Origin of the sequence: Amycolatopsis saalfeldensis, from assembly GCF_900110575.1 — a bacterium.
In the GTDB taxonomy this organism is placed as follows: domain Bacteria; phylum Actinomycetota; class Actinomycetes; order Mycobacteriales; family Pseudonocardiaceae; genus Amycolatopsis; species Amycolatopsis saalfeldensis.
This window is the reverse complement of record NZ_FOEF01000006.1, coordinates 1-19,872: the sequence shown is the minus strand read 5'-3', so window position 1 is coordinate 19,872 and position 19,872 is coordinate 1. Positions and strand designations below refer to the sequence as shown.

Sequence of the window (19,872 nt, the reverse complement as noted above, 5' to 3'; positions counted from 1 at the left end):
GTGGACCGCTGGCGGGTTTTCGCCTTATAATCGAAAACCGTGCGAAGCCATATTAACACCCAGACCCCCCTTGCCCACGAGGTTCTGGGCGCGGTCCTTCAAGTGCGCTCCGACACACTGCGGGTGCTGCTCTGGCGCCGGGCGCTGGACCCGCACCTCGGCCGCTGGTCCCTGCCGGGCGGCCGGCTGCGCCCGGACGAGGACGTGGAGACCTCCATCCGGCGCCAGCTCGCGGAGAAGGTCGACGTGCGCCAGCTCAAGCACGTGGAGCAGCTTTCGGTGTTCAGCGCGCCGGACCGCGTGCCGGGGCCGCGGGTCGTGGCGACGGCGTTCCTCGGCCTGGTCCCCTCCGGCGTCGACCCGGCCGTGCCCGAGGACACGGAGTGGCACGACGTGGACGCGTTGCCGCGCACCGCGTTCGACCACGAGGCGATCGTGCTGCGCGCGCGGGACCGGCTGCGCTCGAAGCTGAGCTACACCAACCTCGGCTTCGCGCTGGCGCCCGAGGAGTTCACCGTCTCCGAGTTGCGCGGGCTGTACTCCGCGGCGCTCGGCTACAAGGTTTCCGCGACGAACCTGCAGCGCGTGCTGTCGCGCCGCGGACTGCTCGTGCCGACCGGGAACACGACCTCGCCCGGCCGGGCCGGTGGCCGTCCGGCGGCACAGTTCTCCTTCGCTGGCAAAGGGATGCAGGTGACTGACCCGTTCGCCGTGCTGAAGCCACCACCCGGAAGGTGACGGACTGCGAGCGTGCCCGGGTACCCGTACGGTGGACGCGTGACCGAGCCGGAGCAGGACCCCAGCGGGACGGCGACCCTGCCGTTGTTCCCGTTGCAGACCGTGCTGCTCCCCGGCACCCATCTGCCGCTGCACATCTTCGAGCCGCGTTACCGGCAGCTGGTGTCGGATCTGGTGGGCGGCGGCGTGCCCGGCCGCGAGTTCGGCGTCATCGCGCTCCGTGCCCCATTGGTGCGTGAAGTCACCGGTCTGGACCACGTGTACGGCGTCGGCTGCGCCACGGTGCTGCGCGAGGCCAAGCGCCTGCCCGACGGCCGGTACGACGTGGTCAGCACGGCCAGCCGGCGCTTCCGGCTCCGGGAGATCGACAGCACCTCGGCGCCGTATCTGATGGGCGTGGTCGACTGGCTGCCCGACGAGGTGGTCCCGGCCGCCGCGAACGACACCGCGGCCCGGCTCGGCGAGGTCGCGCGCGCGGCGCACGAGCGCTACTGCGAGGCGGCCTGGCACGCCGAGGACTGGCACCCCCCGGCCGAGGACGCCGACCTCGCCGAACTGGCCTACCAGCTGGCGGCCGACTGCCTCCTGCCGGTCGAAGACCGCCAGCTCCTGCTCGAAGAGGCCCATCCCCTGCGCCGGCTGCGGATCGTCTGCCGGCTGCTCACCCGCGAGGCCGGCTTCCTCTCGACGCTCAGCGCGGTCCCCCTGCCGCCCACCGAACTGGCCGACTTCACCAAGCCGGCCAACCTGAACTAGCCGCGCTCAGCCGAGCCGGCGGCCCAGGTCTTCCCGGCCGTTCCAGGCGGTGAGCAGCGCGTACACCAGCGAGGTCATCAGCGGCGCGATCACCAGCACCCAGCCGGACTCCAGCCGGGGTGCCTGCGCGACGACCGCGCCCAGCGCGGGGGCGGCGTCCACGGCGTACTTCGAGTTCACGAACGCGGACCCGAGCTGCGTGCCCAGCCAGGCGGCGAGGGTGGCCCCGCCGGCCGCGGCCAGGAAGACCACCGGGCCACGGCGTTCCCGCATCAGCCACGCGACGATGCCGATCAGCAGCCCGGTGGCGAGCGCGAGGAAGCCGTAGATCGCCAGATCGTCGAAGCGGTGCCAGCTCTCCAGCTCCAGCGGGGCGAGCTGGCCGTCGGCGGTGACCACGCGCACCCGCTGCGCCGGCGCCAGCAGCGACCACAGCCAGCCGAGCGGAATGCCGAGCAGCCCGGCCGTCGAGAGCACGCTCACGGCGGGCAGCAGGTCCGCCTTCACCACGACCTTGGGCCGCTGGCGGTGCGGCGGGAAGAGCATCGGGACCGACCAGGCCTCGGCCACGGCGGACGACCGGTGTGCTGCCTTGCCCGCGGAATCAACCACCCCGGACTCCCTCCCCTGCGCGTGTGCGGAACCGAGCGTAACCGGTGCCCGCCCGGAGGTCACCCGCGGTCAGCCGCCGGCGGTTTCGCCGTGCCTGCTGCACCGCGCCGTCCAGCCCACCGGGGTCACCTGCACCACCAGCCGCCGCGCGCAGAACACGCAGAACCGCGGCGGTTCCAGCGCCGTACGCGGGTTGTGGCAGGCTTCGTGGTCCCGGCCCCCGGTCGACGGCTGTCCACAATGGACGCAGTAGCCGGGCTGGTCGGCGCCGGGTCGGTCAAAGGCTGTCACTGAGCGCCTTCACCGGCATCTTCAGCTCGTCGAGCATCTTCAGGTCCGCGCTCGCCGGACGGCCGAGGTTGGTCAGGTAGTTGCCGACGATGATCGCGTTGACCCCGCCGAGCATGCCCTGCTCCGCGCCGAGGTCGCCGAGGGTCAGCTCCCGGCCGCCGGCGAAGCGCAGCATCGTGCGCGGCATCGCGAGCCGGAACGCCGCGACGGTGCGCAGCGCGTCCTTCCCCTCGACGATCTCGTAGTGCTCGTACGGCGTGCCGGGCTGCGGGATCAGGAAGTTCATCGGCACCTCGTGCGGGCTCAGCTGCGCCAGCTGCACCGCGAACTCCGCGCGCTGCTCGACGGTCTCGCCCATGCCGATGATGCCGCCGCAGCAGACCTCCATGCCGGCCGCGGCGACCATCCGCAGGGTGTCCCAGCGCTCCTCCCACGAGTGCGTGGTGACCACGTCCGGGAAGTGCGAGCGCGCCGTCTCGAGGTTGTGGTTGTAGCGGTGCACGCCCATCTCGACCAGCTCGTCGACCTGCTCCTGGGTGAGCATGCCGAGCGAGCAGGCGATCTGGATGTCGTTGCCGTCCGCGCGGATCGCCCGCACGCCCTCGCGGACCTGCGAGAGCAGCCGCTGGTCCGGGCCGCGCACGGCGGCGACGATGCAGAACTCGGTGGCGCCCGTCTCGCGGGTCTGGCGGGCGGCCTTGACCAGGCCCGGCACGTCCAGCCAGGCCGAGCGCACCGGCGACGGGAAACGGCCGGACTGGGAGCAGAAGTGGCAGTCCTCGGGGCAGCCGCCGGTCTTCAGGCTGACGATGCCCTCGACCTCCACCTCGGGCCCGCACCAGCGCACGCGGACCTCGTGCGCGAGCTGCAGCGCGTCGGTCAGCCGCTCGTCGGGCAGCCGCAGCACGGCCAGCACCTGCTCCTCCGACAGCCCCACGCCCCGCTCGAGGACCTGCTCGCGCGCGACGGCGAGCACGTCACCGATATCGGTCTTCCCGGGGGCAACGGTCACGACTTCTCCTCGTCCGTGGTGGTCTTCTCTCCGGTCATCGTGCCCGAGCGCCCGGCCGCGAGGCTGCGACACCCGTCACTTCTGCGCGGACACGCTCCCCGCGAACGTCTCGGGGTCGAACTCGCCGCCGAACCACGGCGAGAGCCCGTGGCGCACCCGCTCGGCGAAGGTATCGCGGTTCGCCTCGCCCAGCCCTTCGGAGAGGACCCCCAAGAGCGGCGCGCCGGCCGCCTCCGGGAGGTCACGCAGGTTCTCGACGGCCGCCAGGTCCGGGATGGCGGGCCAGGACCCGATCACGACCCCGGCCACGTTCAGCCCGCGCCGCGTCGCGACCTCCGCGGTCAGCGCGGTCGCGTTGAGCGTGCCGAGGCCGGCCTCGGCGACGATGACCAGCGGCGCGCCGAGCGCCCACGCCACGTCCGCGAGCCCGCTGCCCTGCGGGTCGAACCGGACGAGCAGCCCGCCCGCGCCCTCCACCAGCGTCAGGTCGTGGTCGGCGTCCAGCCCGCCGGCCGCGGCCGCGATCTCGCCCGGTCCCAGCACGGGCAGCCCGCTGCGGCGGGCGGCCGCCTCCGGGGACAGCGGGTCCGGGTAACGCCGCAGCTCGAGGGTGGTCAGGCCCGGCCCGGCCAGCCGCACGACCTCGTCGAGGTCACCCGGCTCTTCCGGGGCCACCCCGGTCTGCGCCGGTTTGAGCACGGCCACGCGCCGCCCCTGTTCGAGGGCGAGGGCCGCGATCGCCGCCGTGGTGATCGTCTTCCCGACGCCGGTCCCGGTACCCGTCATCACCAGCATGGTCACGGGCCATCAACTTAGTCGCCCGCCCGGCGGCCACACCACGGCCCGGTATTCCATCGGATGAATCTTGCGGTTCGCGGCGCCCGCCCTCACCCGCCGTCACGGCTGACGGCCGGCGTGCCCGCGGCGACAAACGCCCCGGTCCCCGGGTCGGACAGGGACACCAGCGCCTCGCCGACGTCGAAGTACAGCCCGGTGAGCACGAGGTCGCCGCGCCGCTCGGCCTCGGCGACCATCGGGTACTGGCGCAGGTGCTCGAGCTGCTGGAGCACGTTGTGCAGGGCCAGCCGGTCCGGCTCCCGGGACGGCCGCTCGCCGTCCAGCGTCACCGGGCCGCGGCGGTCACGGCTCGGCCCGGCGTGCCGCAGCCACGCCTCGAGCGCCGTCCCCGGTGGCGGCCCGTCCGCGAGCGCGGCCATCGCGCCGCAGCCGGAGTGGCCGCAGACCACGATCTCGCGCACGCCCAGCACCCCGACGGCGAACTCCACCGCGGCGTTCATCGACGGGTCCGCCTGAGCGGGCGGCACCAGGTTGCCGATGTTGCGCACGGTGAACAGGTCGCCGGGGCCGCTGGTGGTGATCAGGTTCGGCACGATCCGGGAGTCGCCGCAGGTGATGAACATGGTGTGCGGCCGCTGGCCGTCGGCGAGGCCGCTGAGCGTCTCCCGCAGCAGCGGCGCGGCCCGGCGCTGGAACTCGGTGGCGCCGCGGCGCGTCGGGTGCGCGCGCTGCCCGGGCACGTGGACGTCGGCCGCCTGCCAGTCCGACCACGGCGCGAGCCAGCGCGGCACCGCCCCGGCCGCGCCGGTGCGCCGCAGCGTCGGGTTCCCGGCCCGGCCCTTGGCCAGCCACGGGTGGCCGATCTCGTCGACCGTCACCGTGCCGCCGGCGCGCTCGTGCGCCTGCTGCCAGCCGACCAGGCTCTCGAAGGAGGCGTGGTCGAGGTAGTCGACCACCAATTCGAGGGTCACCGTCGCGCCTTCCGGGACGGTGCCGAGCACCTTCGTCAGCCGCGGCACGGACAGGAAGGTGAGCACGCCTTCCACCACCACGCGCCACTGCTCGCCGTCGCGCTCGACGTGGATGCCGGACCAGACCGTGCGGCGCAGCATGAGCAGCAGGGCCAGCACGATCCCCGCGATCACGCCGGTGAGCAGGTCGAACACCACCACGCCGGCCAGCGTGACCAGGTACAGCGCCAGATCGCCGTGGCGCAGCACCTGCTTGAGGTGCCCGGGGTTCACCAGCTTGGCGCCGACGTGCACCAGCAGTCCGGCCAGCGCGGCCAGCGGGATGTTCTGGATCAGCCCGGCGAGCAGGACCACGAACACCAGCACCCACACCCCGTGCAGGATCGCGGACGCGCGGGTCTTGGCGCCGGCGGCGACGTTGGTCGAGCTGCGCACGATCACGCCGGTCACGGGCAGCCCGCCGAGCGTGCCGGAGACCATGTTGGCGGCGCCCTGGCCGACCAGCTCGCGGTCGAGGCGGGAACGGGCGCCGTTGTGCAGCTTGTCGACGGCGACCGCGGACAGCAGGCTCTCGACGCTCGCGATCAGCGCGATGGTCACGGCGGCGACGGCGACGTCCGCCCAGCCGCCACCGGGCAGCTCGGGCGCGAACCTGATCTGCAGCAGGTCGCCGGGCAGCTCGACGCGCGGCAGCGTCATCCCGGCGGCCACGGACACGGCGGTGGCCAGCGCGATGGCCGCCAGCGGTCCCGGCACCTTCCGCACCGCGGCGGGCAGCCGCGGCCAGAGCACCAGCACGGCGATGGTGAGCAGGCCGATCACGGCCGCGGCGTCGTGGTGGGCGACGATCTGCGCGGGCAGCTCGGCGATGTTCTCGACCGCGGAGCTCTGCGCCTTCCCGCCGAGGATGACGTGCAGCTGGCCCAGCACGATCGTCACGCCGATGCCGGCGAGCATGCCGTGGACGATCGCGGGCGAGATGGCGAGCGCGGCCCTGGCGATCCGGCTGAGCCCGAGCAGCACCTGCAACGCCCCGGCGGCGACGGTGATCAGGCAGGTCACCGCCCAGCCGAAGGTGCTGATCGTCTCGGCCATGATCACGGTCAGCCCGGCGGCGGGCCCGCTGACCTGCAGCGGCGAGCCGCCCAGCGCCCCGGCGACCACACCGCCGACGATCGCGGCGATCAGCCCCGCGACGATCGGGGCGCCGGAGGCCAGCGCGATGCCGAGCGACAGCGGGACAGCGACCAGGAACACCACCAGTGAGGCGGGTACGTCGTGACGAAGCACGGCAAGAGGTCTCATGATCACCAGGGAACCGGGGTTCGTGTGAAATGTCCGCTATGTCTCGCCTGATGGGGTGAATTTATATCGCGCACCCCACTTTCGGGTTGCGCGGCTGGCACTTCTCGTGAGTGGCCAGAACGGTTCTAACCGGCCTGGCCACTCACGAGCCCTGGGCGCGTCAGTGCGTCGCGGCACCGGCCGGGACGAAGTCGCGTCCGGCCGCGTCGAGGAGCGACACCTGGGCGGCGCCGACGTCGAAGTACATGCCCGTCAGCGTCAGCTCACCGCGGGCCAGAGCCGCGGCGACGACCGGGTACCGGCGCAGGTGATCGAGCTGCTGCACGACGTTGTGCAGCGCCAGCTGGTCGGCCTCGGCGGCGGGACGGCGGCCGTCCAGCAACAGCGGGGCCTCGGCCGCCCGGCGGCGCAGGGACGGCTCGCCGTGCCGCAGCCAGCTGCCCAGCTGGGCCATCCCCTCCGGCGCCTGCCCGAGCAGCGCCTTCATCGCGCCGCACGAGGAATGCCCGCACACCACGATTTCCGGCACCTTCAGCACGCCGACGGCGTACTCGATCGCCGCTCCGACGGAGGAGTCCGAACCGTCCGACGCGGTGGGCACCAGGTTGCCGATGTTCCGGACCGTGAACAGGTCGCCCGGCCCGGACGTGGTGATCAGGTTCGGCACGATCCGCGCGTCGCCGCAGGTGAGGAACAGCGTGTGCGGCTGCTGTCCGTGCGCCAGCCCGCTGAGGGTGTCTCGCAGCAGGGGTGCCGTGCGGCGCTGGAACTCCGAAGCGCCACGGCCCAGCGGGGAACCGGTCCGCTGCCCGGGCACCACCGTGTGCTCGGCCTGCCACTGCGACCACGGCGCGAGCCACCGCGGCACCACCCGCGCGGCGACGCTGCGCCGCACCGTCGGCTCCCCTGAGCTGCCGCGCTGGAACCACGGGTGCCCGATCTCGTCGACGGTCACCGTGCCGCCCGCCCTGGTGTACGCCTGCTGCCAGTCGCGCAGGCAGTCGAACGCGGCGTGGTCGAGGTAGTCCACCAGCAGTTCGAGGGTGACGTCAGCGCGCGCGGGCACCTCCGCGAGCACTTTGGTCAGCCGTGGCACGGAAAGGAACGTCAGCGCGCCCTCGATCACCACCCGCGCCCGGCCGTCGCCGGCCTCGACGTGGACGCCGGAGTAGACCATCCGCCGCAGCATGAACACGAGCGCGAGCAGCACGCCGGCGGCCACCCCGGTCAGCAGGTTCACCGCGACGGCACCGGCGACCGTCACCGCGTACACCGCGATGTCGCCGTGGCGCAGGACTTCCTTGAGGGCCGGGAGGTTCACCAGCTTCGCCCCGACGTACACGAGCAAGCCGGCCAGCGCCGCGAGCGGGATGTACCGCAGGACGCCGGTGAGCAGGAGGCAGAACGCGAGAATCCAGCAGCAGTGCAGGATCGCCGACGCGCGGGTCCGGGCGCCCGCCTCGTAGTTGGTCATGCTGCGCACGATCACGCCCGTCACGGGCAGCCCGCCGAGCGCGCCGGCGGCGACGTTCGCCGCACCCTGCCCGATCAGCTCCCGATCGAGGTCGGTGCGCTTGCCGCCGCGCAGTTTGTCCACGGACACGGCCGAAAGCAGGCTCTCCAGGCTCGCGATCAGCGCGATGGTGACCATCGCGACGCCTGCGCCCGCCCAGCCGCCGCCAGGCAGCTGCGGCACGAGGCTCAGCGAAGGCAGCGAGCCCGGCAGGTCGATCCGCGGCAGCGTCATGCCGGTCACGACCGAAAGCCCGGTGGCAACGGTGATCGCGGCGAGCGGGCCGGGCACCTTGCGCACGGCGGCGGGCATTTTCGGCCACGCCACGAGGATCGCGACGGTGAGCACGCCGATCAGCACCGCCTGGTCGTGGTGCCCGACGATCTGGCCGGGCAGGGCGAGCAGGTTCGCCACCGCGGAGCCCTGCGCGCGGCCGCCGAGCACCACGTGCAGCTGGCCGAGCACGATCGTCACGCCGATGCCCGCGAGCAGGCCGTGCACGATCGCGGGCGAAATGGCCAGCGCGGCACGCGCCACGCGAGTGAGGCCGAAGAGGATCTGGAGCAGGCCGGCGCCGACGGTGATGGCGCAGGTGACGGCCCAGCCGTAAGTGGAGATGGTGTCGGCGAGCACCACGGTGAGCGCGGCGGACGGGCCGCTGACTTGCAACGGGGAGCCGCCGAGCAGGCTCGCGACCAGGCCGCCGACGACGGCGGAGATCAGGCCCGCGAGCAGCGGGGCACCGGCGGCGAGCGCGATGCCGAGGGAAAGCGGTACGGCCACGAGGAAAACGACCAGTGAGGCCGGCAGGTCGTGGCGCAGGAGGGTCAGGACGGGGTGGTCACGCCGGGGCGGGGGTCCGGTGTCGTGTTCTCCGCGAACGATCTCGATCATGCCGGTAGGAAAGCGGAAAACCGGCGAAAAGTCCGCTATGCGAACGGGGTTCGGATTCGCTGGTGAATGCGGTAACCAGGACATAACGGATCTTCCTCGCCAACCGGTCAGAGCATGACGAAGCGCAGCACACCTGATCGCGTGGAAACCCCGGATTTTCGACGACTCCACGCACTCATGCACTCACAGATCGTGACGAATGCCTCGAGTCACCCTCGTTGTGGTGAATTCAGGCTTTTTCGGCTGCGGCGAGCATCGCGCCGGTGATCACGGCCAGGTCGTCGTCACCCGTCACGTAGGGCGGCATCGCGTAGACCAGGTCGCGGAACGGCCTCAGCCAGGCGCCCTTCGCCGTCACCACCTCGGTCGCGACGCCCAGGTCCACCTCGTGGTCCAGCTGCAGCACGCCGATGGCGCCGAGCACGCGGACATCCCGCACGCCCGGCAGGTCACGCGCCGGCGCCAAGCCCCGCCGCAGGCCCGCCTCGATGCGGGCGACGTCGGCCTCCCAGGCCCCGTCGGCGAGCAGCCCCAGCGACGCGTTCGCGACGGCGGAGACGAGCGGGTTGCCCATGAACGTCGGCCCGTGCGCGAGCACCGGCAGCTCGCCGCGGGTGATGGCCTCGGCGACCTCGGGGGTGCACAGGGCCGCGGCCATCGTGAGGTAGCCCCCGGTCAGCGCCTTGCCGAGGCACAGCACGTCGGGCGTCACGCCGGCGTGCTCCGCCGCGAACATCCGGCCCGTGCGGCCGAAACCGGTGGCGATCTCGTCGAACACCAGCAGCACGTCGTGCTTGCGCGTGAGCTCCCGCAGCGCGCGCAGGTAGCCGGGGTGGTGGAAGCGCATGCCGCCGGCGCCCTGCACCACGGGTTCGACGATCACCGCGGCCAGTTCTTCGGCGTGCTCCGCCAGAGCCGCGTCCAGGGTGTCTACATAGGACTGTTCCGGGGGCGTGGCGAAACCGGCGGGCGGCTCGGGCACGAACACCTGCTCCGGCAGCACCCCGCGCCACAGCGAGTGCATGCCGCCGTCCGGGTCGCACACGCTCATCGGCGTGAACGTGTCGCCGTGGTAGCCGCCGCGCCAGGTCAGCAGCCGCCGTTTCGCCGTCCGCCCGCGCGAACGCTGGTACTGCAGGCACATCTTGACCGCGACCTCGATCGAGACCGAGCCGGAGTCGCACAGGAACACGTGCTCGAGGCCCTCGGGGGTGAGGTCGACCAGCGTCTTCGCCAGCGTGATCGCGGGCTCGTGGGTGAGCCCGCCGAACATCACGTGGCTCATCCGGCCGGCCTGGCCGGTCAACGCGGCGTCGAGCACCGGGTGCCGGTAACCGTGGATCGCCGCCCACCAGGACGACATGCCGTCGACCAGCTCCCGGCCGTCGGCCAGCCGCAGCCGCACCCCGCTCGCCTCGGTGACCAGCAGCGGCGCCACCCGGCCCGGCATCGGCGCGTACGGATGCCAGACGTGGGCGGCATCGAGGGCGAGCAGGTCGGCGGCGCTGGTTTCCACCCGCCGACCCTACGTCGCCCCCGGCTCAGCGCAGCAGCACGGGCAGCTCCTGCAGGCCGTGCACGAGGGTGCTGTTGCGGTAGCGCAGCTGCTCCGGCTCGACGGCCAGGCGCAGGTCAGGGAACCGCGCGAGCAGGCCGCCCAGCGCGATCTCGGCCTCCAGCCGGGCCAGCGGCGCGCCGACGCAGTAGTGGATGCCGTGCCCGAACGCGACGTGCCCGCCCGCGGGCCGCGTGACGTCCAGCTGGTCCGGGTCGGGGAAGCGCTCGGCATCGCGGTTCGCCGCCAGCAGCGACACCTGGACGAACTCGCCCGCCGGGATCGTCGTCTCGCCGACCTCGATCGGCTCCTTGGTGAAGCGCAGGGTGGCGATGTTGATCGGGCCGTCGAAGCGCAGGAACTCCTCGACCGCGCCGGGCAGCAGGCTCGGGTCGGCCCTCAGCTTCGCCAGCTGCTCGGGCGCGCGCAGCAGCGCCAGCGTCGCGTTCGCGATCAGGTTCACCGTGGTCTCGTGGCCCGCGACCAGCAGCAGGAAGGCCGTGGCGACCAGCTCTTCCTCGCTCATCGCGTCGCCGTCGTCGGTGGTCAGCACCAGATCGGACAGCAGGTCGGGCCCCGGCTCGGCGCGCTTCTGCGCGACCAGCCCGACCAGGTAGGCGGTCATCGACTGCCCGGCCGACTGCATCTCGTCGGCCTCACCGGAGGACAGCAATGTGGTGGACCAGCCGGTGAACTCGCCGCGGTCCTCCTCGCGGATGCCGAGCAGCTCGCAGATCACCGTGATCGGCACCGGCCCGGCGAACGCCGGCATCAGGTCGGCCTGGTCGCGGCCCTCCATCTCGTCGAGCAGCGCCGCGGTGATCTCCTCGATCCGCGGGCGCAGCCGCGCGACCGTGCGGGCGGTGAACGCCTTGTTGATCAGCTTGCGCAGCCGCGTGTGGTCCGGCGGGTCGGCGTTCAGCATGTGCGTGACGAGCGACTGGCCGAAGTCCGAGACGGTGTTCTCCGGGCCGATCTTCGCCGCGATCAGCTGGTGCGCGCCGGCGCTGTCCTTGCTCATGCGCGGGTCGCTCAGCAGCGCGCGGGCGTCCTCGTAGCCGGTCACCAGGTACGACGGCGTGCCGCGTGGCATGACGATCGGGCACACCCGGCCCTCGCCGCGCAGCCGCGCCAGCGTCGAATGGGTGTGCTGCATGAATTCTTCGCCCACCACGGGCAGTTCTTCCACAGTCACGCGATTCCCCCGGAGTCGGTGTGTCAGGGTCGATGTGTCAGGGCCGGTGCTTCGGTGTCAGCGCTCGGCCAGCGCGGCCGCGACGCGCTCGGTCACGTCCTTCCAGTATGCCCGCTGTTCGGCGCGCTCCGCGGCGTCGGCGAGCCATTCCTGGTGGAACTTGAGCGTGCTCCGCCGCCCCTGGCCGACGACCGTCAGCTGCAGCGTGGAGTCGTGGTCCCAGTCCTTCGGACGCCAGGTCAGCCGCACCCGGGTGCCCTCGTGGAAGCTGCGGATCTCGCCGGTGATGCCGTTCGCCGTCTCGTACGCCTCGCCGCGCTCCCGCGGCAGCTCCACCCCCGCGCCGAGCCAGACCTCCACGCCCTCGCGGCCGAGCAGGAACTCCCACAGCCGCGCGCCGGAATACGGCAATGTGCGGGAAACCCCTACCTCCCAACCACTTTGCGCGGTTCTCCCCACCTCTTCACTCATGCCACCATCATGGCATCCGGCACCGACAAAACCCGCCGGCGGCCGGGGTGCAGGATCTCCTGCTGTGCGCTACCGACCCATTTCCCCCGCCGCGCTGGCCGCCGAGCTGACCGCCCGCATCGACTCGTTCACCCAGCGCGGGCGCCTCGCGGTGGCGGTGGACGGCGCCGACGGCGCGACCGGAACCGCCGAACTGGCCGACGCGCTGGTCGATCCCCTGCGCCTGCTGGGCCGCCCGGCCGTGCGGGTGCCGGCCCGCGGGTTCCTGCGCCCCGCGTCGCTGCGGTTCGAGCACGGCAAGCGCAACCCGGACGCGCGCTACACCGACTGGCTCGACCTGGGCGGCCTGCGCCGCGAGGTGCTCGACCCGCTCGCCGACGACGGCACGGGCGAGGTCCTGCCCGCGCTGTGGGACCCCGGGCGCGACCGCGCGACCCGGCTGCCGCGCGTCCCCGTGCCCGAGCGCGGCGTGGTGCTGGTGGACGGGGAGTTCCTGCTGGGCGCCGGGCTCGGCTTCGACCTGGTCGTGCACCTGTGGCTTTCACCGGCCGCGCTGCGCCGGCGCGTGCCCGAGAACGACCAGTGGGCGCTGCCCGCGTACGAGCGTTACGAACAGGAAGTCGACCCGAGCGCGCTGGCGGACGTCGTGGTGCGGGTGGACGACCCGCGCCACCCGGCCGTCTACGAGCCGGAAGCCTGACCCGGGCTCACCGCACCGAGGACACCGGGTCGCCGTCGAGCAGGCCGGACAGCCGTGCAGCCATGCGGTCCCAGCGCCAGTTCTCCGTGACCCAGGCGCGGCCCGCCTCGCCCATCCGGCGGGCGCGCACGGGGTCGGACAGCAGGGCGGCGAGGGTCTCGCGCAGCTGGCCGACGTCGCGGCCGTCGACCACGTGGCCGGTCACCTCGTCCAGCACCGCCTCGGGCGCGCCGCCGGAGGTGCCCGCGACGACCGGCAGCCCGGTCGCCGACGCCTCCAGGTAGACGATCCCGAGCGCCTCCACGTCGAGGCCCTTGCCGCGGGTGCGCGCGGGCATCGCGAACACGTCGCCCGCGTTGTAGTGCGCCGGCAGCTCGGACCACGGCACGGAGCCGGTGATCACCACGTGCTCGGTCACGCCGAGTTCGGCGGCCAGCTCCGTCAGGCGCTTGCGGTACGGCCCGCCGCCGACGATCAGCAGCACCGCGTCCGGCACGCGCTCGCGCAGCCCGGGCAACGCGCGGATGAGCATGTCCTGGCCCTTGCGCGGCACCAGCCGCGAGACGCACACCACCGTCGGACGGTCGCCGAGGCCGTGGCGGGCGCGGATCTCCTCCCGCGCGCCGGAGTCCGGCGCGAACAGCGTGGTGTCCACTCCGGAGGGCAGCATCTCCAGCCCTGCCAACGGTCCGAACGCCGCGGCGAAGCGCCTCCGCGTGTACTTGCTGACGTACGTGAGCACGTCCACCGTGTCGCCGATCCGGCGCAATGCCTGACGCGAGCCCGGCAGCATCGACCAGCCGACCTCGTGCCCGTGCGTGGACGCGACCACCCGGCGCGCGCCGGCCTGGCGCAGCGGCTGCCCCAGCAACGCGAGCGGCGCCGCGGCGCCGAACCACACCGCTTCGCAGTCTCTCGCGCGCATGATCTGCTTCGCGCGGCGAAGCACGTCGGGCGTCGGCAGCATCAGCGACGTCGGGTGCCGGACCACCTCGAACGGCGCGGCGGCGTCGAACTCGACGTGCGAGCCGGACTTCCCCTCCCACGACGGGGCGTAGACGACCAGGTCGTCCCCCGGCAGCCGGGTGGCCAGCGAGTTGAGGTAGTTCTGGATCCCCCCGGGGCGCGGCGGGAAGTCGTTGGTCACGAGCAGGGTCCTCAGCACACCCGGAAGGCTACTGAGCCACGCGGACGCGAAACGGGGCGGCACCGCAGTCGCGGTACCGCCCCGTTCGAAGGGTCCTGCTCAGCTCACGCGGCGGGCGCCGACGTAATTGTTCTGCAGCGGCGAGATCTTGACGACGTCGCCGGAGGTCGGCGCGTGCACCATCTTGCCGTCGCCCAGGTACATGCCGACGTGCGACACGGGCGTGTAGTAGAACACCAGGTCGCCCGGCTGCAGCTGGCTGCGCGAGACGGCGGTGCCGAAGGTCGACTGCTCCCGGCTCGAGCGCGGCAGCGTGATGCCGGCCTGCTTGTAGGCCCACTGCATCAGGCCCGAGCAGTCGAACTGGGACGGGCCGGTGGCACCCCAGACATACGGGCTGCCGAGCTTGCTCAGCGCCGCGTTGACCGCCTGCTGGGCCTGGGGCCCGGGCGCCGGGACGTTCGGCGCGGCGCCGCCGGTGTCGCCCTGCGAGGCCTTGTCCGACTTGCTCAGGAAGCCGTACTGCTTCGTCAGCGCCTCGGTCTGATCCTTCAGCGACTGCTGCTTGGCCTTGATGTCCTCGGTCAGCTTCGCCGCGGCGTCACGGGCGTCCGTGGCCTTCTTGGCGGAGTCGGTCGCGAGCTTCTCGGCGGCCGCCGCCTTCTGCACCGCGTCGGACAGCCCGCTGAGCGCGGCGTCCTTCTCCGCGGCGATCTGGTCGAGGGCCGAGGAGCGCTCGAGGAACTCCTGCGTGGAGGTTCCGGCGAGCAGCGCCGAAAGCTTGTTCATCTGGACGCCGGAGAGGAACGAGGCGCCGGCGAACTTGTCGACGTCGACCCGGTACTTCTTCTCGTTGCCCGCGGCCTGCGCCGCCTGGTCCTTGGCGGCGTTGACGCCGGCGTTGGCCTTGTCCAGGTCGCCCTGCTTGGCGGTGAGGTCGTCCTGGGCCTTGAGGAGGTCCTCGTTCGCCTTCTCCGCCTGTGCCGCGAGGTCGCGGTACTTGGCGAGGGCGTCCGAGCTCGAACCGGTGTCGGGCGGGGCCTGGAGGGAGGGGGAGGGAGCTGCGTTGGCTGTGGCGGCCGGCTGGGCCACGGCGACGATAGCGAACACCGAGGCCGCCGCGAGGGCGCCTGACACCACGCGCTTGACTGGATGCGACTGCACGGTCGCGCGTGTCTCCTTTGCTGTCGGGCCGCCGTCCGGAGCCTTGGCGCCGAAGAGGTCGGGGGCCCTCTTCCGCACGCCCACCGCCCGCGTTCCGGCCGTGCTTCAGCGCATCAGCCTCACGCACGCGGTGTGGTCCCGGTACCTGCTCCCCGACAAAGCCGGTCCGGCGGCGATCCCGTGTCGCCGTCTTGCCGACGGCTGCTGGCCACGAGATCTCGGACAGGTTACGAAAAGACCGCGACCACGTCCACTAGGCCCCCCGTAAAAACTCTCCGTAGTCCGGCGAAACACCATCGGACCAGCAGGGGAGGAAATGTGTGACGGCGGTCACTCCGCATGGTGTCATTCCGGCACTAATCAGCTACCTACCGTTCACCCGATCAGATCGACCACTCGGCGCGCCGGCCTCCCCCGGCCGGGTCAGGCGGACCTCCGTTCCGGTGCGGGCACCAGGCGCAACCGCGGCACCATCCCCGCTTCGGCGAGCGCGTCGACCGCCCGCCGTTCGTCGGCGTCCCAAGCGAGCGCGACGGGTGGGCCGAGCAGCGCGCTCACCACGCAGTCGCCGCATGCTTCGCCGCGCACCGCGCAGCGGTCGCAGTCGACCACCAGGTCGTCGATGTCCGCCAAACCGATGTCCAGCGCGCCGGGCGGGCGGCGCAACGGGCTCTCGTCCATGTGGGTCTCCTCACCCAGCCGTGCTTCCTGAACACACGGTAGGAGCCACCACCGACAATTCCGGCGCGCGACGATCCCGGCACGGAGAAGGAGCGGGCGTCAGACCCGGCCGAGCCTGCTGACCAGCACGGCCGACGGCGCCGGATGCGCCCCGGCCGCGCGCACGGAGTCGGCGACCGCCCGGTCGGACGTCGCCACCACCATCGGGCGGCCCTTCGGCTCGGCCGCGACCAGCGCGCGGATCACGTCGTCGGCCAGCACGCCGCGGTCGGAGAACAGCACCCGCACGCCACGGGGGACGGCGGCGGGCACGGACAGCACGCCCGCGCCGTCGAAGACCACGGTGACCTCGGCGGCGGTGCGCGCGGCGAGGGCGGAGAGCTGGTGGATCAGCCGGTCTCGCTGGTCGGCCAGCGCCAGCTCGGGATAACCGGTCTTGGTGACGTTGTAGCCGTCCACGATCAGGTGGACGTTCGGCAGCGCCAAGTGCCGGTCCAGGGCCGGCACGTCCTGGATCCGGCCGCCGGGCCCGAGCCCGGACGTCACGCCGCGCACCATGTCCGCGGGCCGCGCGCCGCGATCGCCGAGGGCGAGCTCGCGGCGCAGGCCGCTCACGGCCCCGTCGATCGTGTCGATCAGCAGCGCCAGCCGCACCTCGTCGGCCTCACGGGCCTCGCGCGCGGACTGACGGGCGATCTCGGCGTCCGCGGACGCCCGTTCGGCCCTGGCCCGCTCGGTGGCCACCCGCTGCCGCTCACGGCCCAGCTGAGCGTTCAGCGCCTCGAGCTCCACGGCCTGCGCCGCTCCCCCGCGGTCGGCTTCCGTGCGCGCCGCCTCGGCCGCGTCCTTGGCCCGGCGCAGCTGCACCCCTTGCTCGCGCAGCCGGCGCAACAGCTTCTCGACCTCGGCCTCGCGCTCCCCACGGACGTTCTCCGCGGCTCCGCGCGCCTGTTCGAGTTCCAGCCGCAGCTCGGCCACCTCGGCCTCCAGCCGCTGGTTCCGGGCAAGCGCGGCGTCACGCTCGGCCCGCAGCGCGGTTTCCTCGGCGTTCTTGGCGACCAGCCGCACCCGCCCGGCCGCGCCGGACTCGCCGAGCAGCACCGCGGCGGCCGCGGCGGAGACGGATTCGGCGGCGTTCGGGTCGAGCACGTCGGTGCGGTGCTCCCGCAGCCACTCGATCACGGCGGTGCGGAACTGCGCCGAATCGCCTAGCGCCGCCAGCAGCGCCGCGCCGCCCAGCTTCGCGCGCTTGGCGGGGGCGAACTTCGCGACCGGCCGCAGCTGCCGCGGCACGTCCGCCACCGGCAGCTTGGCCACGGCGGCGGCCGCCAGCTCGGCGATCCGCTCGCGCACCGCGTCCGGCAGCGCCGACCAGGTGGCGGGCTCGGGCGCGCCCGCGTCCACAGCGCCTGCAGTGTCCACAGCGGCCTCGCCCGCCCGCGCCGGGACGGCCGAGGGGCCGACGGCATCCCCGGTTTCGTCCGGTTCCGCGGGCAGTGGCTGCATTGGTCCAGGGTAGGCCCCGCCGTCGGATCGCGCGCCGTGCGCCACCCGCTGCTCACGTCCCGGGATTGTCGGTGGGCCGTCCTAGGGTGCGCGATCATGGACACCGGACCGCGGCCCGGCCAGGCGCAGCTGGCCTTCGACGAGCTCGGCACCCCGTTGCGGGACACCACGTTCGTCGTGTTCGACCTCGAGACCACCGGGACCAAGCCGGGGCCGGACGGGATCACCGAGATCGGCGCGGTCAAGGTGCGCGCCGGCCAGGTGCTGGGCGAGTTCGCCACGCTGGTCAACCCCGGTGCGCCGATCCCGCCGCAGATCGTGGAGCTGACCGGCATCACCCAGGCGATGGTCTACGACGCGCCGCGGATCGAGCGCGTGCTGCCCGCGTTCCTCGAGTTCATCGCCGGCACCGTGCTGGTCGCGCACAACTCCGGCTTCGACACCAGCTTCATGCGGGCTGCCTGCGAAGGCCACGGTTACGTCTGGCCGCGCGCGACCGTGGTCTGCACGGTGAAGCTCGCCCGGCGCGTGATCCCGCGGGAGGAGGCGCACAGCTACCGGCTCTCGTCGCTGGCGATGCTGCTCGGCGCGCGCACCCGGCCCACGCACCGTGCGCTCGACGACGCCAGGGCCACCGTCGACGTGCTGCACGCGCTGCTGGAGCGGGTCGGCAACGTCGGTGTCCACACCCTCGAAGAACTTGTGGACTACCTGCCGGAGGTCACCGCGGCGCAGCGCCGCAAACGGCATCTGGCCGCGGATCTGCCCGCGCGGCCGGGCGTCTACCTGTTTCGCGGGCCGCGTGAGGAGGTGTTGTACGTCGGCACCGCGCGTGACCTGCGAAGGCGCGTGCGGCAGTACTTCACCGGGTCGGAGAGCCGCGGCCGGATCCGCGAGATGGTCGCGCTGGCCGAGCGCGTCGAGGCGATCGAGTGCGCCCACTCGCTGGAGGCCGAGATCCGCGAGCTGCGGCTGATCGCGGCGCACCGCCCGATGTACAACCGCCGCTCGAAGAACCCGCACCACGCCTGGTGGATCGGCCTGACCGACGAGGCCTTCCCACGGCTGTCCGTGGTGCGCCTGCCGCGCGCGGGCACGCTCGGGCCGTTCCGGAGCCAGTCCGACGCCCGCACGGCGGCGGACACGCTCGCGGGCGCGAGCGGGCTGCGCACCTGCACCCAGCGCATCTCGGCGAAGTCGGCCTCCGGCACCCCGTGTGTGCTGTTCGAGCTGGGCCGCTGCGGGGCGCCGTGCGCAAGCCGGCAGACCGTCGAGGAGTACTCCCCCGGCGTCGCGGCCGCCCGCGAGCTGATCGAAGGCCGCGACGGCAGCCCGCTGCGCACCGCCGCCGAGCAGCTGGAGCGGCTCTCCGGCGGGCAGCACTACGAGCAGGCCGCCCGCCACCGCGACGAGCTGGCGGACCTCGTCCGCGCGGTCGGCCGGGCGCACCGGCTGGCCGCGCTGGCGTCGATCGCCGAGCTGATCGCCGCCTCCCCGGACGGGAACGGCGGCTGGGAGCTGTCCGTGATCCGCTTCGGCAAGCTCGCGTCCGCCGGGGTCGCGCGCCGGGGCGTGCCGCCCATGCCGATCGTCGAGCAACTGGTCGCGGCCGCCGAGACCGTGCTGCCCGGCGAAGGGCCGCTGCACGGCGCGTCCGGCGAAGAGGTCGGCGTCCTGTTGCGCTGGCTGGCCCGGCCCGGCGTCCGGCTGGTCCGCACCACCCGGCCCTGGGCCGAGCCCACGGCGGTCGCGGGCTGGCGCGGCTGGCTCGACCTCGCGGCGGGCGCCCGGACGCTGGAGCGGGTGGCGGGGTGACCCGGCTACGATCGCGCTCGTCGGTTACCGCCAGGGAGTGGAGGAACGCTGTGATCACGGCGATCGTGCTGATCAATCTAGAGGCCGACTCGATCCCGGAGGCCGCGCAGGCGATCGCGGACCTCGACGGGGTCACCGAGGTCTACTCCTGCGCCGGCGACGTCGACCTGATCGCCACCGTGCGGGTCAAGGCCCACGAGGACCTGGCCGACCTCGTCCCCGGCCGCATCGGCAAGGTCGACGGGGTGCTGGACACCGTCACGCACATCGCGTTCCGCTCCTACTCGCGCGCGGACACCGACTCGGCGTTCGAGATCGGCGTCGAAGGCGTCTGAAAGCGGACCGCTCAAACGGCGAAAGCCCCTCCACCCGCCGGGGTGAAGGGGCTTTCGCCGTAACTGAAGGGCTAGTGCCCGGAGCCGATCTGGTGCGACTCCGGCTGGGTCTCCTGCGAGGCCCCGTCGGCATGCCCGTTGCTGCTGCCGTTGCCGTTGCTGCTGCCGTTGTGGCCGTTGTGCGCGGCCCGCTCCAGCGCGGCCGACTCCTCCGGCGGGTCCGGCCGCAGGAGGGAGCCCGGAACGGCGTGCCCGGCGGTGCCGAGCTTGTTCATCTTCTTCGGCACGGTCGCGCCCTGGTATTCCAGCGGAATGGCGTGGCCGTGGCTGTCCACGCCGCCGAGCGGCTGGTGGAGCTCGATGAACTCGCCGTGCGGCAGGCGCTTGATGATGCCCGTCTCGACGCCGTGCTC

At 73.0% G+C, this 19,872-nt stretch carries 18 protein-coding genes and 1 pseudogene; 5 read left to right on the top strand and 14 right to left on the bottom strand.

The window, feature by feature from the left end:
- The first annotated feature begins 102 nt into the window (after positions 1-102).
- Both BMY97_RS15545 and BMY97_RS15540 read left to right on the top strand, forming a co-directional pair.
- Complete coding sequence (locus BMY97_RS15545; protein ID WP_091617559.1) at positions 103-738, top strand: NUDIX hydrolase; 636 nt, start codon at positions 103-105, stop codon at positions 736-738.
- A 39-nt stretch (positions 739-777) separates the two neighbouring features.
- Entirely contained in the window at positions 778-1,494 is a 717-nt protein-coding gene (locus BMY97_RS15540) for an LON peptidase substrate-binding domain-containing protein (protein WP_091617558.1), read from the top strand.
- Positions 1,495-1,500: 6 nt separating this feature from the next.
- Here BMY97_RS15540 and BMY97_RS15535 read toward each other — a convergent pair whose 3' ends face one another.
- The 9 genes from BMY97_RS15535 to BMY97_RS15495 all read right to left on the bottom strand — a co-directional run bounded on the left by BMY97_RS15535 (position 1,501) and on the right by BMY97_RS15495 (position 12,111).
- Positions 1,501-2,106, bottom strand: a complete 606-nt coding sequence (locus BMY97_RS15535) for a DUF2567 domain-containing protein (protein WP_091617557.1) — start codon at positions 2,104-2,106, stop codon at positions 1,501-1,503.
- Positions 2,107-2,175: 69 nt separating this feature from the next.
- On the bottom strand, positions 2,176-2,397 hold the full coding sequence (gene bsaP / locus BMY97_RS15530; protein WP_091617556.1) for a biotin synthase auxiliary protein BsaP: 222 nt from the start codon (positions 2,395-2,397) through the stop codon (positions 2,176-2,178).
- Complete coding sequence (bioB, locus tag BMY97_RS15525) at positions 2,384-3,409, bottom strand: biotin synthase BioB (RefSeq protein ID WP_091617555.1); 1,026 nt, start codon at positions 3,407-3,409, stop codon at positions 2,384-2,386. Before bioB ends, bsaP begins: the two co-directional genes overlap by 14 nt.
- A gap of 75 nt (positions 3,410-3,484) precedes the next feature.
- Positions 3,485-4,204, bottom strand: coding sequence for a dethiobiotin synthase (bioD, locus tag BMY97_RS15520; protein WP_177231387.1), 720 nt, complete (start codon positions 4,202-4,204; stop codon positions 3,485-3,487).
- A gap of 92 nt (positions 4,205-4,296) precedes the next feature.
- Positions 4,297-6,483 (bottom strand): SulP family inorganic anion transporter, encoded by a 2,187-nt coding sequence (locus BMY97_RS15515; RefSeq protein WP_177231363.1) that lies wholly within the window; start codon positions 6,481-6,483, stop codon positions 4,297-4,299.
- 160 nt (positions 6,484-6,643) lie between these two features.
- Entirely contained in the window at positions 6,644-8,890 is a 2,247-nt protein-coding gene (locus BMY97_RS15510; protein WP_091617552.1) for a SulP family inorganic anion transporter, read from the bottom strand.
- Positions 8,891-9,119: 229 nt separating this feature from the next.
- A complete protein-coding gene (locus BMY97_RS15505; RefSeq protein ID WP_091617551.1) occupies positions 9,120-10,406 on the bottom strand; it encodes an adenosylmethionine--8-amino-7-oxononanoate transaminase in 1,287 nt (428 codons plus the stop codon).
- A gap of 25 nt (positions 10,407-10,431) precedes the next feature.
- Entirely contained in the window at positions 10,432-11,640 is a 1,209-nt protein-coding gene (locus tag BMY97_RS15500; RefSeq protein ID WP_091617550.1) for a cytochrome P450 family protein, read from the bottom strand.
- Positions 11,641-11,697: 57 nt separating this feature from the next.
- The gene (locus BMY97_RS15495) at positions 11,698-12,111 is read right to left on the bottom strand and encodes an SRPBCC domain-containing protein (protein WP_091617549.1); all 414 of its coding nucleotides are present in this window, start codon (positions 12,109-12,111) and stop codon (positions 11,698-11,700) included.
- 64 nt (positions 12,112-12,175) lie between these two features.
- On the opposite strand from BMY97_RS15495, the gene BMY97_RS15490 reads away from it, so the two are divergent.
- Positions 12,176-12,811, top strand: a complete 636-nt coding sequence (locus BMY97_RS15490) for a nucleoside/nucleotide kinase family protein (RefSeq protein WP_091617548.1) — start codon at positions 12,176-12,178, stop codon at positions 12,809-12,811.
- 7 nt (positions 12,812-12,818) lie between these two features.
- On the opposite strand, the gene BMY97_RS15485 is transcribed toward BMY97_RS15490, so the two are convergent.
- The 4 genes from BMY97_RS15485 to BMY97_RS15470 form a co-directional block, all read right to left on the bottom strand.
- A complete protein-coding gene (locus BMY97_RS15485; protein WP_177231362.1) occupies positions 12,819-13,976 on the bottom strand; it encodes a glycosyltransferase family 4 protein in 1,158 nt (385 codons plus the stop codon).
- An 81-nt stretch (positions 13,977-14,057) separates the two neighbouring features.
- On the bottom strand, positions 14,058-15,122 hold the full coding sequence (locus BMY97_RS15480; RefSeq protein ID WP_091617897.1) for a C40 family peptidase: 1,065 nt from the start codon (positions 15,120-15,122) through the stop codon (positions 14,058-14,060).
- 423 nt (positions 15,123-15,545) lie between these two features.
- Positions 15,546-15,803: a hypothetical protein gene (locus BMY97_RS15475; protein WP_091617546.1), complete on the bottom strand. Its 258-nt coding sequence runs from the start codon at positions 15,801-15,803 to the stop codon at positions 15,546-15,548.
- A gap of 99 nt (positions 15,804-15,902) precedes the next feature.
- Positions 15,903-17,309, bottom strand: coding sequence for an NYN domain-containing protein (locus BMY97_RS15470; protein ID WP_091617545.1), 1,407 nt, complete (start codon positions 17,307-17,309; stop codon positions 15,903-15,905).
- 96 nt (positions 17,310-17,405) lie between these two features.
- Between BMY97_RS15470 and BMY97_RS15465 the strand changes: the two genes are divergently transcribed.
- Both BMY97_RS15465 and BMY97_RS15460 read left to right on the top strand, forming a co-directional pair.
- Positions 17,406-19,124, top strand: a complete 1,719-nt coding sequence (locus BMY97_RS15465; protein ID WP_091617544.1) for a DEDD exonuclease domain-containing protein — start codon at positions 17,406-17,408, stop codon at positions 19,122-19,124.
- A 50-nt stretch (positions 19,125-19,174) separates the two neighbouring features.
- On the top strand, positions 19,175-19,459 hold the full coding sequence (locus tag BMY97_RS15460) for an Lrp/AsnC family transcriptional regulator (protein ID WP_091617543.1): 285 nt from the start codon (positions 19,175-19,177) through the stop codon (positions 19,457-19,459).
- A 71-nt stretch (positions 19,460-19,530) separates the two neighbouring features.
- Here BMY97_RS15460 and BMY97_RS15455 read toward each other — a convergent pair.
- A pseudogene (locus tag BMY97_RS15455) lies at positions 19,531-19,872 on the bottom strand (cytochrome bc1 complex cytochrome b subunit); the annotation flags it as partial.

Excerpts from the sequence above, each read along its gene's own strand:
- BMY97_RS15475 (WP_091617546.1), bottom strand. The coding sequence starts at position 15,803 with ATGGACGAGAGCCCGTTGCGCCGCCCGCCCGGCGCGCTGGACATCGGT.
- BMY97_RS15515 (WP_177231363.1), bottom strand. The coding sequence starts at position 6,483 with ATGAGACCTCTTGCCGTGCTTCGTCACGACGTACCCGCCTCACTGGTG.
- BMY97_RS15510 (WP_091617552.1), bottom strand. The coding sequence starts at position 8,890 with ATGATCGAGATCGTTCGCGGAGAACACGACACCGGACCCCCGCCCCGG.
- bioD (WP_177231387.1), bottom strand. The coding sequence starts at position 4,204 with ATGCTGGTGATGACGGGTACCGGGACCGGCGTCGGGAAGACGATCACC.
- BMY97_RS15470 (WP_091617545.1), bottom strand. The coding sequence starts at position 17,309 with ATGCAGCCACTGCCCGCGGAACCGGACGAAACCGGGGATGCCGTCGGC.
- BMY97_RS15465 (WP_091617544.1), top strand. The coding sequence starts at position 17,406 with ATGGACACCGGACCGCGGCCCGGCCAGGCGCAGCTGGCCTTCGACGAG.
- BMY97_RS15495 (WP_091617549.1), bottom strand. The coding sequence starts at position 12,111 with ATGAGTGAAGAGGTGGGGAGAACCGCGCAAAGTGGTTGGGAGGTAGGG.